Below are 15696 nucleotides of genomic sequence, written 5' to 3'. Positions count from 1 at the left end.
AGTTTGGTCACGCTGACTGAACTTTCGTAGCCTTTAAAGGTGGAATCCGAACCTTATGCTTTATCAGTTTTATCAACAACAGATTTTTCCGCATTTACTGAATCAGGTCATGCAGACCCCGAGTTTGATGGATCGACGTCGTGAACTGTTATTACCAGTATCAGGGCAAGTCTTAGAAATCGGTTTTGGCACAGGCATTAACCTCGCGTTCTATCAAAATGTCGAACATTTATATGCGCTTGAACCCAATCAAGATATTTTTAAATTGGCAGCCCAACGTATTTTTGCATGCAACTTCCCCATTCAGCATTTACAGGCCAGTGCCGAACAGATTCCCTTAGCCGCACAAAGTATCGACCATGTGGTCAGCACATGGACCTTATGCAGTGTGCAGCAACTGGGACAGGTCTTGGCCGAAATCCGCCGAGTACTGAAACCGAATGGGCGCTTGCACTTGGTCGAGCATGTACTGAATACCGAGAAAAAAGGGATCCGCCAACTGCAACATCTCATCACCCCGATTCAGAAACGTTTGGCCGATGGCTGTCACTTAAATCGGAATGTGGAACTGGCATTAAGTGCAGCCGGTTTTCAGCTGCTCGATTATGCTTATTTTTATGCCGAAGGTATTCCGAAAATAGGACAACAAATGCTCTTGGCGCGGGCGCAAAAACGATAGAACAACGTGCATTGGTTTAAGGTCACAAATGCTATTTTTAGCTATCCTCAAAATCGATACGGATGGTTTCAAAACGAATTCGTCCGTGTTGAATCGCATGGGCAATCGCCTGCTGCCCTTTGGTTAAGCGGGCTCCGCCACTTTTAATGTCAATCAATACAATCTCGACATCTTCGACTTTACCTTGCCCATCACGTAAATCGGTATAGCCATCGAACACCACATAGTCGATAGGGTCGCCCAAAAACTTGGCATCACTGGGTAAATACTGAAATTCAGGTAAAATGGGAGCCAGTTGTTCTGCCATTTTGCCTTTGAGCACTGCACGACTGGTGTTGACACTGCGCTTTTGTGCCTGACTTAAGGCCTGCTGATGTTCCAGTTGTAATTCCGCAATATAACGTTCGTATTCTGCTTTAATTTTCCCATTTCGGGTTTGGCTTAAGATTAAAGTGGTCAGCACCACCCCGATACATGCCCCTATCAGCATCGCCATCCAAATCGACATGCATACATCCTAATTTCAATTGATTTTTTAACTTACAACTTTTGTCCTGTGCCCTCGTCTCGGCACAAAAGAATGATATGCTAGGACTGAACAGAATTAAATCTTTAGGGTCATGAAAACAATTTTAATTGCCAATCAAAAAGGGGGTTGTGGGAAAACCATCACCGCAATTAGTCTCGCTGCCGCATTAGCGCAAAAAGGCTATAAAGTTGCACTTGCCGATGCAGACAATCAAAAATCTGCCCGTCAATGGCTCAAGCAGCGTCCTGAAACTGCAGCCAATATTCATAGTCTGGATTGGCGTCAGGACAAGTCCGTTGGTGAAACACCAAAGCATATTGAATATTTGGTGATTGATGCGCCAGGCGCCTTATCCGATAGTCAGGCCGAGCAACTGATCAGTGAAGCCCATGCCATTATTACCCCGTTACAGCCTTCATTTTTCGATATTGACAGTACACGCCGCTTTTTAAAACATTTACAAGACATCAAGCGGATTCGTAAAGGTAAGGTCCAGATTTTACTGCTGGCGAACCGTGTTAAAGCCAATACCTCGGGCTCCAAAGAAATTCAGGATTTTTTCAGTAAAATTGAACAGCAACCTGTGGCTTGGATTTCAGAACGTACCGCATATGGGCAGTTGGCGATGCAGGGGCTATCGGTATTTGATAAATCGCAGAAAAACTATTTAACTTTGCAAAATCAATGGCAACCGGTATTGAATGCCATTATTGATGACCCCAGCGAGTGGTTCTGATTTTTAACAGTAACGTGAACCACACCGAGATGATGTGAAACTTACCGAGCACGCATTTTCGCGTGTGTTGTTTTCGGTTAAGATGAGTTTGTCCTTTAATTTAAATCAGTGAAGATAGTGCAACAATACGCGCCGACCCTACAGAAAGTCTTATTATTTGGACTATTTTTTATTCTGATGTTTTTGGGCTTTCATGTGCTCAAGTACTTTATTGTGCCTGTGTTATGGGCCAGTATTATTGCTTACATGACATGGCCCATGTATCAAGCTATTTTTCGCGCCTGTGGTCAGCGTTCGAACCTCAGTGCAACCTTAATGATTATCTTGATTATTTTGGTGGTCGGCATTCCCCTGACCTTTGCAATTTTTATTTTGCAGCATGAAGGACGTAACCTTTATTACGAATTACAAAAACAAGTGTTTTCAGGGCATGTCAATGTGCCTCAATTTATTCGGGATTTGCCTGTCATCGGCAAAGAAATTACCCGCACCTTACGAGAACTCAACCAAGATCCCAACAGTATTATTCAGAACATTTCTAACTGGATTCAAGGTCATCTGAATTACGGTAAATTTTTACTGAATGAAATTAGCAAAAATATCATTAAACTCTGTTTTGCCGTGATGTCGCTGTTCTTTTTCTATCGTGATGGTCATACCATCCTCACTCAGGTCAGCAAAGCCTTAGAAATGGTGATTGGTCCGCGCGTCCATCATTATATCGACACCATTTCCGAGACCACACGCGCTGTCGTGTATGGCGTGGGCTTAACCGCGGTGGCACAGTCTTTATTGGCAGGGTTAAGTTATTTTGTCGCAGACGCCCCGAATCCAATGGTTCTGACCATTATTACCTTCTTATTGGCGCTGATTCCCTTTGGTCCACCGATTGCCTATACATCGGTTGCACTGTGGTTATTTGCACAAGGTCAAACCATTGAAGCGATTGGTATCATGGCATGGGGCGTATGTATTGTCAGTACCGCAGACAATGTGATTCGTCCGCTGGTGATTTCGGGGGCGACCCAAATTCCGTTCTTACTGATTATGTTTGGGGTATTGGGTGGAATCGCCAGCTTTGGCTTGGTGGGGCTGTTTATTGGCCCAGTCATTCTGGCGGTATTATTGGCCATTTGGCGTGAATGGTTACATGAAACCCATGAAGATGAAGCCTTGATCATGCCGAAAGCCACTCTGGCCTATGATCTGGATGATGATTTTAATTCGCCTCAAGATCCCCCAAAATAACATGCCGCATTAAGCCAGTTGTATGCCAACTGGCTTTTTTATTGATGAAACTTATACAATCCCGAACGTAATCCATACCCTATCGCCTGAAGAACTCTGCTCCAATAGAAATCATTTACAAATAACACATCATAAGGACAGTAAATGAAAGCTTCTTTATTCAAATCTGGGGTTTTGGCGCTCTGTACCGCCCTGATGATTGCAGGATGTAGTACCACTCCAACCCAACCCACCGCCAATATGAAGACCGTACAATTAAATGCGGTATCAGCACAAGGCATTGGCGCTTCAGTCGGAAGCGTGACCTTACAAGACAGTCCTGTCGGTCTGATTATTCAAACCAACTTAAATCATTTACCAATGGGACCTCATGGCTTCCATGTGCATGAAAAAGGCTCCTGTGAGCCTGCCGAAAAAGATGGAAAAATGGTCGCGGCGCTGGCTGCGGGCGGACATTACAATCCCACCCAAGTCGAACATCACGGTACGCCGATGACCGGTCATTTGGGCGATTTACCAGTACTACATGTCAATTCTGCAGGGCAATCTCAACTAAAACTGATTGCTCCGCGTTTAAAACTGGCCGATATTCAGGGACATGCCCTGATGATTCATGCGGGTAGTGACAATTATGCCGACCAACCGAAACCTTTGGGCGGTGGTGGAGAACGGATTGCCTGTGGGGTCATTTAAGCTCAACTGTGGATAAGTTCAAGGTTATACACAATGCCTGATGCTCTGGTGCAGCATTGTGTATAAGCAGAGACTTATCCACAATTTGCCCGCTTTCAACTCGAAATTGTCCTGATCACACCAGTTATTCAATCGTGGCATTGCATCCGAAGCAACGCAAATGCAGGATTCAAGAATTGACAGCCTGACTAAAAAACGTCAGGCTAGCGGAAAACGATAACACCGATAAAGAACAACATGGTGAATCCGATAAGTCCGCTGTTACGTGCTTTTTTCTCCAATTCTATTCTGGTGTATTGCCTACACATCCTGATCGTGCTGACTGGAACCACGCTCGGCTTATATTATTTCGGCTATGAAACGCTGATTGTCCCTGTAACCTTGGGCGCAATTGCCGCAGCCCTAACCGATTTTGATGATCGACTCAGTATTCGCCTGCGTAATCTGCTCTATGTCTGCATTTTATTTTTTAGCGTCAGCAGTATTCTCGAATTTCTTGCCCCTTATAAACTTCTCTTTATTCTGTATTTATCCTTATCCAGTGCCGCCCTGATTTTAATGGGCGCCTTGGGGCAACGTTATGCCACCATTTCTTTTGGCACGATCTTGCTGTCGATTTACACCATGTTTGGGCTGGGCGAATATCAAGTCTGGTATCAACAGCCCTATTATTTTGTCTTAGGTACCCTCTGGTATGGCTTCAGTTCCATCCTGTTTTACTTACTCAAACCAACTCAGGCCGTGCAGGACAATTTGGCACAGAGTTTTCAGCAACTGGCCACGTTATTACAGGCCAAAGCCCGACTGTTTGACCCCGACAATATCGAGAATGTAGAAACTTTACTGTATGCGGTCTCGCTGCAAAATGCGCAGGTGGTCCAACGCTTAAACCAGTGCAAAGCCTCGCTGCTGACCCGTTTAAAGGCATCCCGTGCCAATCAAAAAACCATTTACTGGCTCAATCTCTATTTTCTGGCGCAAGATATTCATGAACAAGCCACATCGAATTATCTGCATTATGAAAATATTCATCGCAACTTTAGCCGTACCGACCTGATTTTTCGGATTCAGAAAAATATTCGACTGCAAGCCAATTCTTGCCAACAATTGGCTACAGCCATCTTACAGCAACAGACTTTTCAGCTTGATTCCTCGCATGCCTTGGCTTTAGCCCATTTGGAAAGCTCGATGCACAGTTGGATTCAAGACCATCCACATAATATAGAAGTGAAAAACTTGGGCTTGGTGCTGCGAAATTTACGCAATGTACAAGATCAGTTTGCCAATCTCACGATTGAACAAGACCATTACCAGCAGCATTATTCTGCACATCAGGACAATTTAAATCTGCTGGATGATGACATTCACGGTCTACAGGATTTGTGGCTGAAGCTGCGCCAACATCTCACGCCTCAATCGGCCTTGTTTCGACATGCAGTCCGCATTGCATTTGTATTTGCCGTGGGCTATGCCATTTCTTTGTTACCCTTTGCCAAAAATGGCTACTGGATTTTATTGACCAGTTTATTTGTCTGCCAAATCAGTTATTTTGCCACCAAAAGCCGTTTAAAACTGAGAACTTTGGGCACCTTGCTCGGGGTTATTTTAGGGGTTCCGCTGCTGTATTTTGTACCCAGTATTGAAGGGCAACTGATTCTCACCATTTTATGTGGCGTGGCCTTTTTCTATTTACGCTCGCAAAAATATGCGATTGCCACGCTCATGGCGACCCTAATGGTGTTGTTGATTTTTAACCTGAAAGGTGCCGGTTATGAAATTATCTTACCGCGTATTATTGATACCCTACTTGGCTGTTTGATTGCATGGTTTGCAGTCAATGCCATTTGGCCAGACTGGAATTTCCGTAATATTTCTAAAAATATTCAAAATAGTAGTCAGGCCACTTTAGATTACTTCGCTGCCATTGTGCAGCAATACCAACAGGGCAAAAATAACAGCATCAACTATCGTAAAGCTCGGCGCCTTGCACATAATGCGCAAATTGAACTATCTAGCATGATTTCCAGTCTGAGTACTGAACCGCAGCCCAATCCAGAACTGATTCAACAGGCTTTTCGCTATTTGGTCTACAGCCATAGTCAGCTCAGCTATATTTCTGCCTTGGGCAGTCATCGCGAACAGCTACATGACCCGAAAATACTCGAACTGTTGCAATGGTGTTTACACACCCTAAACAACAGTTTGATTCAGCAACACCATCTAGATCAACAACAGATACAACATCAACTGGAAGAGATTCAGTCCATTAGCCAAGCAGCAGAACTTTCTGAACATTGGCAATTGGTACTCAAACAAATGAGCCTGTTACTGGAAACCTTGCCGGAACTGCTCAAACTCAAACAACGCTTATTGGCACTTGAAATTAAGTAAAACCGACTGCTCTACAAGCCATGACCACCTCTGCAACTCTCGAGCAGACCAGACTTGCAGCTGTATGAGATGGAAAAATTCAGCCCTTTCAGTCACTTTTTATGTATAAAGATTCGCCCGATTCAGCTAGAATCGAGATTCATTCTCAATTTTATTGTTTTGAATATGAATATTAAAACCTTACGCGTTGTTGGTTTTCTGGAAGGCTTATCTTTTCTTCTCCTCCTATTTATTGCCATGCCTTTAAAATATATCTGGGGCAATCCGATTCTGGTGAAATTCGTCGGAATGGGACACGGTGTTTTATTTATTCTATTTTTGGTGGTGCTGTTTGCGGTCTGCGAAAAACAGAAATGGTCAATTAAAATGTTTATTCTTGGTTTGATTGCCTCTATTTTGCCGTTTGGCCCTTTTGTATTTGATCATAAGCTCAAGAAATTTGAATCATAATTGCTACCATATTGTGGCACCGAAACTGGTCAAACAGGCATCAACAGCCTGTTTGAACCCGAGTCTTCAAGCCCAGTTAGAACTCGCCTTTGGCGTGTCGTTCCTGCAAAACTTGCTGCAACATGCGGCGTGGAAAACTAAACCATAGTGCAATCAAGACAAAACATGCCAAGCCATAAGCAACTAAATGGTACTGCTCATACAAAATACGCACCAGTTCGATAATAAAAAAGAAACTGAACATCAGTAGCATCGACACCGCAGCAGCTACAGTACCTTTTGACACTTCTGAAGACATTAAAGCAAAACGGTACAGCACCGAAAAACTAATCCCCTCGCCAAAGCTAATCAGGGTCATACCGACGATCAGGCTAATCAGGAAATACTCCTGCCAGAACATCCCGGCCAAAATGAATAGTGTGCCTAGCAGCATAATTGGTAAACCGATCATCACAGTTTTTCCTAAGGCCAGTCGGTCAATGATTTTAATCAGCACCAGATTGCCCGCAATCAGACCACCCAATACTGGAAATTGCGCTAAACCGTATTGCATACTGCTGAGCTTTAATTCTTCTACCAGCATCACGGGGGAAAGTGCAATCCACAACATTAACGGCATACTGACCATGGGCAAGGCCAAGGTTAAGCCGAGAAAACGCCGATTTTGATAGACGCGTTTAAAGTCAGACAGAATATAGCGTAGTGGCTGTTTCACCACAGTTTGTTGAGTAGCTGGCATGTTGGCTTTTAAGCCAAACCAGCTTAGAAAAGCCAATAATGCGATGCCAATAAAGCCCCAATGCCATGACACATGGTCAATCAGGAAGGCACCTAATACCGGGCCAAGCAAAGGTGCAAGCAAGGAAATATTGGCCATCAGCGCCATGACTTTAATGGCATCGCGCTCTGCAAAGGTTTCCTGAATAGCGGCATAACCCACGGCAGAAATCACGGTTAAGCCAATACCCTGTAAAAAGCGCAGGGCAAGGAATTGCTCAATATTTTGGGTAAGCAAAATCAGTAAACAACAGACACTAAAAAACAGTACCCCAGTGAGCAGGACTTTTTTACGCCCCAGTCGGTCGGATAATGGACCCAACAGCCATGCCACACAGGCACCACCGAGCAGATAAAAAGACATAGATGAGGGTGCCCAACTGCTACTCACCCCAAATTCTTTGGTGATGGCGAGCATGGCGGGTTGCACTAAATCATTGCCGATATAGACGGAAAACTCGAACAGCACCAACGCCAAAGGAAACATCAGCGTAGCGCGGTTCAACGTGGTGGTTTGAACTTTTTGCATTATTTTCTACATATCTTTATGGTCTAGTCGCAGGCTGACACTATTTTTTGGGAGATAAGCGTTAGCCCAATGACCAGCACTGAGAGAATCAATAAATTACGTTTTTAAAATGCGCTAAGGTTTAGCGGCTTAATACACCGTATTCACAAGGTGTCTAAGACAGATCAAGCTATTTCAATTGTGAGATTTTTATCACTCAAGCTAGTACACCCACTAGGTCAAGTGGGTGTAGTTTAGCAGTTTATAGCTTGGGAATTGTAGTTTTTACATTAAGTAAAAAATCTTATTCTCAAGCGATTTCTTGCTTTTCTTCTTCTAAAAATTTCACTTCAGGATTCTCTTTAAATTGCAGCCACTTGTTTTTCATCCACTGCTCAACTTTATTTTTTCCTAGAATTGCCAATAGGTTATTTAATAATGCAAATTTTGCTGGCTTATTAAAATAATAAACCGTTACGCGTACATTTCGATCTATGTCATCATTTAAGCTAAACAGATCAACAATATAGTCTTTATCTGAAATATCTAGTGAGTGACCCCAGATACTTATATTCAAATTGAGTTTACTTTCTGTCTCGATTAAGTGTTGTCTTTCAAATCTCTTGGCTGTTGAGTCACGGTTATCAGAATCCTTCTCAAAATATTCAACCTTTTTCTTGTGACTCTCAACTCTCTTTAAGTATTCATCTAAAAATGAATAATTTGTTTCTTTAAATAATTTCTGATGATACTTAGTGAAACCGTACGCCTTTATTTTCTTTAATGCTTCATCTTCTAATTCAGCAATGCCCAAAACAATATTTTGATCTTCGCCACATCTGCCATGTAAATAATCAACCTCAATAGCATGATAAAGTCGTTGATAGGTATTGGTATAGTTAAACGAGAAGATTTTATCAGGATAATTATATTCTCTAAAATTAATCATCAAACTATTATTAGGACTTAGTTTCGCAATTATTAAGCTTAAATATTGCTCAAAAATAACAATAAAATCGTCCAACTGCTGATATAAAAACCCTAAGAATCCTGATGAATTAAATCCATTCAATAACTGTCCGCCATGACAAAACTTTGGGTTGATATTATCTCTAGACATCACCTTGTATTTTCTTTCTGTGTGTAATGATATCGATGGTAATCTAGCCTTATATTCCTCCGCAGCTATAAATTTAAAAAAATTTAATATTTTGAAATCTCTTTCTTTAATCCGGTGACCATCATCTTTCTTATGATCAAAGTATTCAAATAGCTCACTTGGTCTTTTAATTTTTTCAATCTCTAAAATACAACTCGCAAATGAGTTTAAAACCTCTTCAATTTTTAATTCAAAATCAATCCATGTTTTTACTTCTTTTACATGATCTTTAAAGTATTGATACCAACAATTATTTTTCAACTCATATTGAAATTTTACAATTATTTCTATTGATAGCTCTACAGATGAAATGTCATAGATATCTTTCGTTTTATCAATAAATTTCTTATCTCTACAATCAAGAAACAGACTGTTAAAATTCATCTTGTATGTTTTTTCATCTGCGGCATGTTTGATTTCCAGTCCCTTTAAAATCAAATCAGATAGAGTATTAACAGGGTTACTAAGAACATTCTGAATAGGTTTTCCTAAATCTTTTTTTTCTATCGCTCCCATCACATCCATAAAGTGATCATATTTGGTCGGCAAATAATGTGATAAATCGAAACCATTCCCCACAATTAAAATATTCATTTTTATAAAGTCCAAAATTAAAAAAGCGCATCACTTGATACGCTTTTTATGCGACAAAATACGCAAACTTTCAAGCCTATTCTTCTAATCAAGGACACGGTTTGGTCTGGAAAGTCTTGGTGTTTTTACCGCGCATACATTGATACGACTTTTCAGTTTCAACCAATTTCCAGTCATTCTCTACATGTTTAAAACTGTACACGGTACGAATGGAGCGGACCGAATCATCCATTAACCCAGTTTCCGTGACTTTCACTTGAGCTGCCGTTGGTGCTTCTACACTATTAAAAAATTGACGAATTTCCACCGTCGATAATTCTTTCACTAAATCTGGACGTTGTTTTAATACTTGCGCCAAAGGTGTATCTGAACTACTGACTTTATTGACTAAATTCTGAGTGGTGGCACAGCCTGCCAATACACCTAAACATAAGGCTGAAACCGAAACTAAACGCAACATGACAAATTCCCCATAGATATCGTTACATACCCGTCATAATGCAATGCTTAAGCACAGAACTCTATGGCAACAATGTAGCGTTTATTGCCCGAGGTTGAATCTTTGAACTTTTGGGTTGCACAATAAAAAACACCGCAATGTGACCATCGCGGTGTTTTGGTTTTATTCAATCATCAAATTATAAATCGAATAATTTACCCGGATTCATAATGCCGTTTGGATCGAAGACTTTTTTCAAAGCTTTCATGTATTCAATTTCTTCCGCACTGCGTGAATATTCCAAATATGGTTTTTTGGTCATGCCCACACCATGCTCGGCAGAAATCGAACCATCATATTTTTTCACAGTATCGAATACGTATTTATTCACCACCTGACATTTCGCAAAGAATTCGTCTTTGCTTAAATCCGCAGGTTTCAAAATATTCAAGTGCAAGTTACCGTCACCAATATGACCAAACCAGCAGATTTCAAAGTCTGGATAGTTTTCTGCCACAATCGTATCAATTTCTTGAATAAACGCAGGTACATGGGTAATCAAAACTGAAATGTCATTTTTGTACGGGGTAAATGGCGCAATCGACTCAGAAATGTCTTCACGTAAACGCCATAAACTTTCTACTTGCTCAAGGCTTTGGCTCAACACGCCATCCAGCACCCAGCCCTGTTCCATACAGTGCTCAAAAATTTCCATCGCCTTGTCCATAATTGGTTCAAACGGCGCTTCAAATTCAAGTAACACGTAGAATGGGCATTCAGTTTCAAATGGACGTTGGACATGACCATGATCCAAGACTTTCTGCATTGCCAATTCACCAAAGAATTCAAATGCAGTTAAATCAATTTTCGCTTGGAAGGCATGCAGTACAGGCATCACAGCTTCAAAATCAGGAACACCCAACACCATGACTTGTAAGTCTTGTGGTTGACGCTCAAGTTTAATTTCCGCTTCAGTGATCAGACCTAAAGTGCCTTCACCACCAATGAACAAATGCTGTAAGGCATAACCTGTAGCATTTTTAATCATGCCTTTGTTTAAACGTAAGATGTCGCCTTTGCCTGTTACTACAGTTAAGCCCAACACCCAGTTACGCGTCATGCCGTATTTAATGACTTTAATACCGCCCGCATTGGTACCAATATTGCCACCAATTTGTGATGAACCCGCAGAAGCAAAATCCACTGGGTAGTACATCCCCTGTTCTTCAGCATATTTTTGTAATTGTTCAGTCACCACACCCGCTTGTACGCGCACCATACGATCGGCAGGGAAAAATTCCAGAATCTGGTTCATTTTGTCCATGCTCACCACGATTTCACCATTGGCTGCTACGGCACCCGCAGATAAACCCGTACGACCACCCGATGGGGTCACGGCAATATTGAATTGGTTGGCAAGTTGAACAATGGCTTGAACTTGTTCAGTCGTTGCAGGGAAAACGATCACAGATGGGTTTGGATCAAAGTGTTTGGTATAATCCCGACCCCAATTTTGCAGGCTATCGGTATCCGTTTTAATACGGTTTTCGCCAACAATTTCGGTCAATTGGGTCAACAACTCTGGGGTTAAAGCGACTGGAGCATTCATCGTTTTCAGACCTTGCAATGAAGTAAACAAGTGGTGTCGAATCTAATGCATTATTCAGCTGAAACTGCGGTAACAAAGGAACAATAACTAGACAGCGCGTGAAGTAACGGACAGTCCATCTGTACCGTATTTTTTCACGGAGCATTATTATAAGCCATTTTTAAGCAAAACCCGCAGAAAATCGCGTTTTAACCAGGTTACCTTGTAAATTACAGGCTTAGTTAGACCAGTCACGACAAGTTGTGACGCATATTTCGCCAAAATACCTGATTGCTGCGTCATAAAGGAAATGTATATCCCCCTATGTCCTATGCTATGATACTGCCACCAAATTTGGCCTTTGTAGCGGAGCCGTAATGAGCCAACATCTTTCCCTGCCTAAAGATAAAATTCGTTTCTTGTTGTTAGAAGGCGTTCACCAAAACGCAGTCGACACTTTAAATGCAGCTGGATACACCAACATCGATTATCGTAAAACTGCGCTTGAGGGTGAAGCGTTGAAAGAAGCGATCAAAGATGCGCATTTCATTGGTATTCGTTCCCGTACTCAATTGACTGAAGAAGTTTTTGAAGCGGCAAACAAACTCATCGCGGTGGGCTGTTTCTGTATCGGGACCAACCAAGTGAACTTAAATGCTGCGATGGTTCGCGGTATTCCAGTCTTTAACGCACCATACTCAAATACTCGTTCAGTGGCTGAACTGGTATTAGCAGAAGCAATTCTCCTTCTTCGTCGTGTACCTGAAAAATCAACAGATACACATGCAGGCGGCTGGAACAAATCTGCTGTAGGTTCGTTTGAAACACGCGGTAAAACTTTAGGTATCGTGGGTTATGGTTCAATCGGTTCTCAACTTTCAGTTTTAGCTGAAAGCATGGGGATGAAAGTCATCTATTTCGATACAGTGACCAAGTTACCTTTAGGTAATGCACGTCAAGTCGGCAGCTTGAATGAACTTCTTGCCAATGCAGATGTCGTCTCTTTACACGTACCTGATGTTCCTTCTACGCGTAACTTCATGACTAAAGATCAGTTTGCGCAAATGAAAGAAGGTTCAATCTTCATCAATGCGGCACGTGGTACATGTGTCGTGATTGAAGACTTGGCTGATGCGCTTAAATCAGGTCACCTTGCGGGTGCTGCGGTGGACGTATTCCCGAAAGAACCTAAAGCCAATGGTGAAGAATTTGTTTCTCCATTACGTAACCTACCAAACGTGATTTTAACACCGCACGTGGGTGGTTCGACTATGGAAGCGCAAGCAAACATCGGTTTAGAAGTTGCAGAGAAATTCGTGGCTTACTCAGACAAGGGTATGACTTTATCTGCAGTGAACTTCCCAGAAATCGCCTTGCCGTTGACTGAAGGTAAACACCGTTTACTGCACATTCACAAAAACATACCGGGCGTACTTTCAAAAATCAACAACCTATTTGCTGAGCACGGCATCAACATCTCTGGTCAGTCTTTAATGACCAAAGGTGATGTCGGCTACTTAGTGATGGATGTTGACGCAACTGCATCTCAAGAAGCACTGGATACTTTGCAACACGTTGAAGGCACTATCCGCGTTCGCGTATTGTTCTAAGTTATTCGATGTGAAAAACCACAGACTTGTGTCTGTGGTTTTTTATTGACCCCACCTCCGCTTAATGGAGTCAATAAAAAGCATTTCACAGCTTAAAATCGATCTATTGCCATGGGGAATAGATCGATTTTGTTTCAGTTCAGTATGGCCATGCCTTCTGGCTGCTTCATCTTGCTGTATGATGAAGCGTTGATATTGCTCATCCGCTACGAGCTATTTCAACTGCACAATGTTATGATTGAAAAAAACACACAAATTGACCATCCGATATAAAACAAAATGCCCCTAACTCATGCTGAATTTTAAAACGCCTTCTTATTTACAAGCGGTTTTCCTGCTCTTTATTGCCATGCTCTGTGTGCAAAGTAGCGGTTCCTTAGCCAAAATCCTGTTTCAGCAATTTCCTGTTTTAACGGTTTCTGCCATGCGTATGCTGTTGGGTGCGCTGATTCTGGCCATTATTTTTCAAATCTGGAAAATTAACTTTAAAAGCGTTCGCTGGTCTTCGATTCTCAGCTATGGCATTGCACTGGCAGGGATGAACGGTCTGTTCTACCTCTCCATTGAACGTCTACCACTGGGTATAGCAGTTTCATTTGAATTTATTGGTCCACTCAGTGTCGCTCTGTATTATGCGCGACAAAAATATGATCTGCTCTGGGTCGGTATGGCCATTTTGGGCTTGATCTTATTATTTCCTTTCGATCAAGCCTCGCAATCGCTAGATTGGGTTGGCATTGCCTTGGCACTTGGCGCTGGAGCATGTTGGGCAATTTATATTATTGCAGGGCAACGTCCTTCAGGTATTTCAGGCAATCATACGGTGTGTTTGGGCATGTTTGTCGGGATGTTGTGTTTAATGCCAATCGCAATGTTTTCAGGCATGACCAGTGAGGTCTTCCAACCCCCTCATTTATTTTATTTTGTCGCTCTGGCTATTCTGGCAAGTGCGCTGCCTTTTACATTGGAAATGATTGCCCTACGCAACCTCACCGCCATGAGCTTTGGAACCTTAATGAGTCTTGAACCTGCCATTGCAGCATTGTCGGGCTTTGTCTTCCTTAATGAACAATTGCTCTGGACACAATGGTTAGCCCTAAGCACCATTATTATGGCTTCGATTGGCTGTACCTATACCACGCAACAAGCCAAACGCGCGAAACCAGCCAGTTTAGCATCTTCAAGCCAAGGCGATTGAGGTTCGCGGAACAGCCGATCTCGACAACTTCATCCCCGACCCAGCGACCAAATGTAGCGAGAAAAGCCATATGCGCAACAGTCAACTCAGTGCGGTCTTATTCATGGTACTTTCCATGTTGGCCTATCAAGTCAGTGCCTCTTTTGCTAAACAGCTCATGCAGGCCTTAGACCCGTTTACAGTGGTCACTTTACGTCTGAGTTTTGCCTCCATTTTAGTGGTGTTGATGTTCCGTTCATGGAGAATCATTCAGCGTCTACCGTATCTCAAATGGCGTGATTTGTTGTTTTATAGTGCTGCGGTCTGCGTCATGAATGTGCTGTTCTATGCCTCTTTGGGCAAATTACCACAAGGGATTGCCGTCGGCTTAGAGTTCTTAGGGCCACTCACCTTAGCCCTGCTCTCCATTAAACAGAAAGGGGATTATATCTGGGTCGGACTCGCCATTGCAGGGATTGCCCTGATGGTGCCATGGCAGGATGCGCAAGCCCATAACTTCTCTTATGTCGGTGCTGCCTGTGCTTTGGGTGCGGGGATTTGCTGGGCATTTTATATTTATTTTGGACAGCGTGTGGCTCGACAAAATATCGGAATGCATGCGCTCAGTATTGCCATTGTGCTGTCCACACTGGTACTGCTCCCAATCAATGCCGTTCATAATCCACAGGCTTTAGTCCAATTCCAATATTGGCCACAAGCGCTGATGATTGCCTTATTAGCAACAGCCATTCCCTACACCCTAGATTTAATGGCACTCAAACGTCTCAGTAAACTCAGCTATGGCACGCTCTCCAGTTTATCTCCCGCCTTAGCTGCGATTGCAGGCATGCTCCTGCTCAAAGAACACATCACTATGTTGCAGACCCTAGCGCTCATTTGCATTATGACCGCTTCGGTCGGGGTGACTTATCGTGCCAGTCGCACTGCACCAGAAACTGAAAACAAAGACTCCGTGGCCTAATACATTCTGTTATCTACAAGCCCCCTCCCTATTGTGCTGGCATCGTCCAGCCCATAGGCTCAGCGTATCTCGGGGAGTGTGCGGCTTGGGAATACGCGGCACATCTTCAAGACGGAATGCTTGAATTCTAGCGGCT

At 42.7% G+C, this 15696-nt stretch carries 14 protein-coding genes; 9 read left to right on the top strand and 5 right to left on the bottom strand.

The features are described from left to right. Positions 1-55: 55 nt before the first annotated feature. Positions 56-679: a class I SAM-dependent methyltransferase gene (locus tag AC6CHI_RS07395; protein ID WP_498120411.1), complete on the top strand. Its 624-nt coding sequence runs from the start codon at positions 56-58 to the stop codon at positions 677-679. A gap of 37 nt (positions 680-716) precedes the next feature. On the opposite strand, the gene AC6CHI_RS07390 is transcribed toward AC6CHI_RS07395, so the two are convergent. Beyond that, the gene (locus tag AC6CHI_RS07390; protein ID WP_498120409.1) at positions 717-1187 is read right to left on the bottom strand and encodes a Holliday junction resolvase-like protein; all 471 of its coding nucleotides are present in this window, start codon (positions 1185-1187) and stop codon (positions 717-719) included. A 112-nt stretch (positions 1188-1299) separates the two neighbouring features. On the opposite strand from AC6CHI_RS07390, the gene AC6CHI_RS07385 reads away from it, so the two are divergent. The 5 genes from AC6CHI_RS07385 to AC6CHI_RS07365 all read left to right on the top strand — a co-directional run bounded on the left by AC6CHI_RS07385 (position 1300) and on the right by AC6CHI_RS07365 (position 6726). Further along, positions 1300-1944: a ParA family protein gene (locus tag AC6CHI_RS07385; protein ID WP_498120407.1), complete on the top strand. Its 645-nt coding sequence runs from the start codon at positions 1300-1302 to the stop codon at positions 1942-1944. A 117-nt stretch (positions 1945-2061) separates the two neighbouring features. Next, entirely contained in the window at positions 2062-3192 is a 1131-nt protein-coding gene (locus AC6CHI_RS07380) for an AI-2E family transporter (RefSeq protein WP_498120405.1), read from the top strand. A gap of 144 nt (positions 3193-3336) precedes the next feature. After that, positions 3337-3885 (top strand): superoxide dismutase [Cu-Zn] SodC, encoded by a 549-nt coding sequence (gene sodC, locus AC6CHI_RS07375; RefSeq protein WP_498120403.1) that lies wholly within the window; start codon positions 3337-3339, stop codon positions 3883-3885. Positions 3886-4122: 237 nt separating this feature from the next. After that, complete coding sequence (yccS, locus tag AC6CHI_RS07370) at positions 4123-6276, top strand: YccS family putative transporter (protein ID WP_498120401.1); 2154 nt, start codon at positions 4123-4125, stop codon at positions 6274-6276. A 165-nt stretch (positions 6277-6441) separates the two neighbouring features. Continuing rightward, entirely contained in the window at positions 6442-6726 is a 285-nt protein-coding gene (locus AC6CHI_RS07365) for a DUF3817 domain-containing protein (protein ID WP_458891710.1), read from the top strand. Positions 6727-6802: 76 nt separating this feature from the next. Here the strand turns inward: AC6CHI_RS07365 and craA are convergent, their stop codons facing one another. The 4 genes from craA to AC6CHI_RS07345 all read right to left on the bottom strand — a co-directional run bounded on the left by craA (position 6803) and on the right by AC6CHI_RS07345 (position 11812). After that, positions 6803-8032: a chloramphenicol efflux MFS transporter CraA gene (gene craA / locus AC6CHI_RS07360; RefSeq protein WP_498120399.1), complete on the bottom strand. Its 1230-nt coding sequence runs from the start codon at positions 8030-8032 to the stop codon at positions 6803-6805. Positions 8033-8321: 289 nt separating this feature from the next. Beyond that, positions 8322-9764 (bottom strand): AbiH family protein, encoded by a 1443-nt coding sequence (locus AC6CHI_RS07355; protein WP_498120397.1) that lies wholly within the window; start codon positions 9762-9764, stop codon positions 8322-8324. Positions 9765-9852: 88 nt separating this feature from the next. Beyond that, positions 9853-10224: a hypothetical protein gene (locus AC6CHI_RS07350; protein WP_498120395.1), complete on the bottom strand. Its 372-nt coding sequence runs from the start codon at positions 10222-10224 to the stop codon at positions 9853-9855. A 178-nt stretch (positions 10225-10402) separates the two neighbouring features. After that, positions 10403-11812: a D-2-hydroxyglutarate dehydrogenase gene (locus AC6CHI_RS07345; protein WP_498120393.1), complete on the bottom strand. Its 1410-nt coding sequence runs from the start codon at positions 11810-11812 to the stop codon at positions 10403-10405. Between the two features lie 356 nt (positions 11813-12168). Here AC6CHI_RS07345 and serA point away from each other — a divergent pair, with 356 nt between their 5' ends. From serA to AC6CHI_RS07330, 3 genes are all read left to right on the top strand, one after another. Then, a complete protein-coding gene (gene serA, locus AC6CHI_RS07340; protein ID WP_458891716.1) occupies positions 12169-13401 on the top strand; it encodes a phosphoglycerate dehydrogenase in 1233 nt (410 codons plus the stop codon). A 292-nt stretch (positions 13402-13693) separates the two neighbouring features. Continuing rightward, positions 13694-14599 (top strand): EamA family transporter, encoded by a 906-nt coding sequence (locus tag AC6CHI_RS07335; protein WP_498120391.1) that lies wholly within the window; start codon positions 13694-13696, stop codon positions 14597-14599. A 70-nt stretch (positions 14600-14669) separates the two neighbouring features. Further along, positions 14670-15560: an EamA family transporter gene (locus AC6CHI_RS07330; RefSeq protein WP_498120389.1), complete on the top strand. Its 891-nt coding sequence runs from the start codon at positions 14670-14672 to the stop codon at positions 15558-15560. Positions 15561-15696 lie beyond the last annotated feature (136 nt).

It is taken from the genome of Acinetobacter sp. GQ146, from assembly GCF_059758585.1.
This window is presented reverse-complemented; position numbering and strand designations above follow the sequence as displayed.

Bases quoted from the DNA above. Each gene is read 5' to 3' on its own strand.
- yccS (WP_498120401.1), top strand. From the start codon at position 4,123: ATGGTGAATCCGATAAGTCCGCTGTTACGTGCTTTTTTCTCCAATTCT.
- AC6CHI_RS07335 (WP_498120391.1), top strand. From the start codon at position 13,694: ATGCTGAATTTTAAAACGCCTTCTTATTTACAAGCGGTTTTCCTGCTC.
- AC6CHI_RS07365 (WP_458891710.1), top strand. From the start codon at position 6,442: ATGAATATTAAAACCTTACGCGTTGTTGGTTTTCTGGAAGGCTTATCT.
- AC6CHI_RS07355 (WP_498120397.1), bottom strand. From the start codon at position 9,764: ATGAATATTTTAATTGTGGGGAATGGTTTCGATTTATCACATTATTTG.
- AC6CHI_RS07395 (WP_498120411.1), top strand. From the start codon at position 56: ATGCTTTATCAGTTTTATCAACAACAGATTTTTCCGCATTTACTGAAT.
- AC6CHI_RS07330 (WP_498120389.1), top strand. From the start codon at position 14,670: ATGCGCAACAGTCAACTCAGTGCGGTCTTATTCATGGTACTTTCCATG.
- AC6CHI_RS07390 (WP_498120409.1), bottom strand. From the start codon at position 1,187: ATGTCGATTTGGATGGCGATGCTGATAGGGGCATGTATCGGGGTGGTG.
- serA (WP_458891716.1), top strand. From the start codon at position 12,169: ATGAGCCAACATCTTTCCCTGCCTAAAGATAAAATTCGTTTCTTGTTG.
- AC6CHI_RS07345 (WP_498120393.1), bottom strand. From the start codon at position 11,812: ATGAATGCTCCAGTCGCTTTAACCCCAGAGTTGTTGACCCAATTGACC.
- AC6CHI_RS07385 (WP_498120407.1), top strand. From the start codon at position 1,300: ATGAAAACAATTTTAATTGCCAATCAAAAAGGGGGTTGTGGGAAAACC.
- craA (WP_498120399.1), bottom strand. From the start codon at position 8,032: ATGCAAAAAGTTCAAACCACCACGTTGAACCGCGCTACGCTGATGTTT.
- sodC (WP_498120403.1), top strand. From the start codon at position 3,337: ATGAAAGCTTCTTTATTCAAATCTGGGGTTTTGGCGCTCTGTACCGCC.
- AC6CHI_RS07350 (WP_498120395.1), bottom strand. From the start codon at position 10,224: ATGTTGCGTTTAGTTTCGGTTTCAGCCTTATGTTTAGGTGTATTGGCA.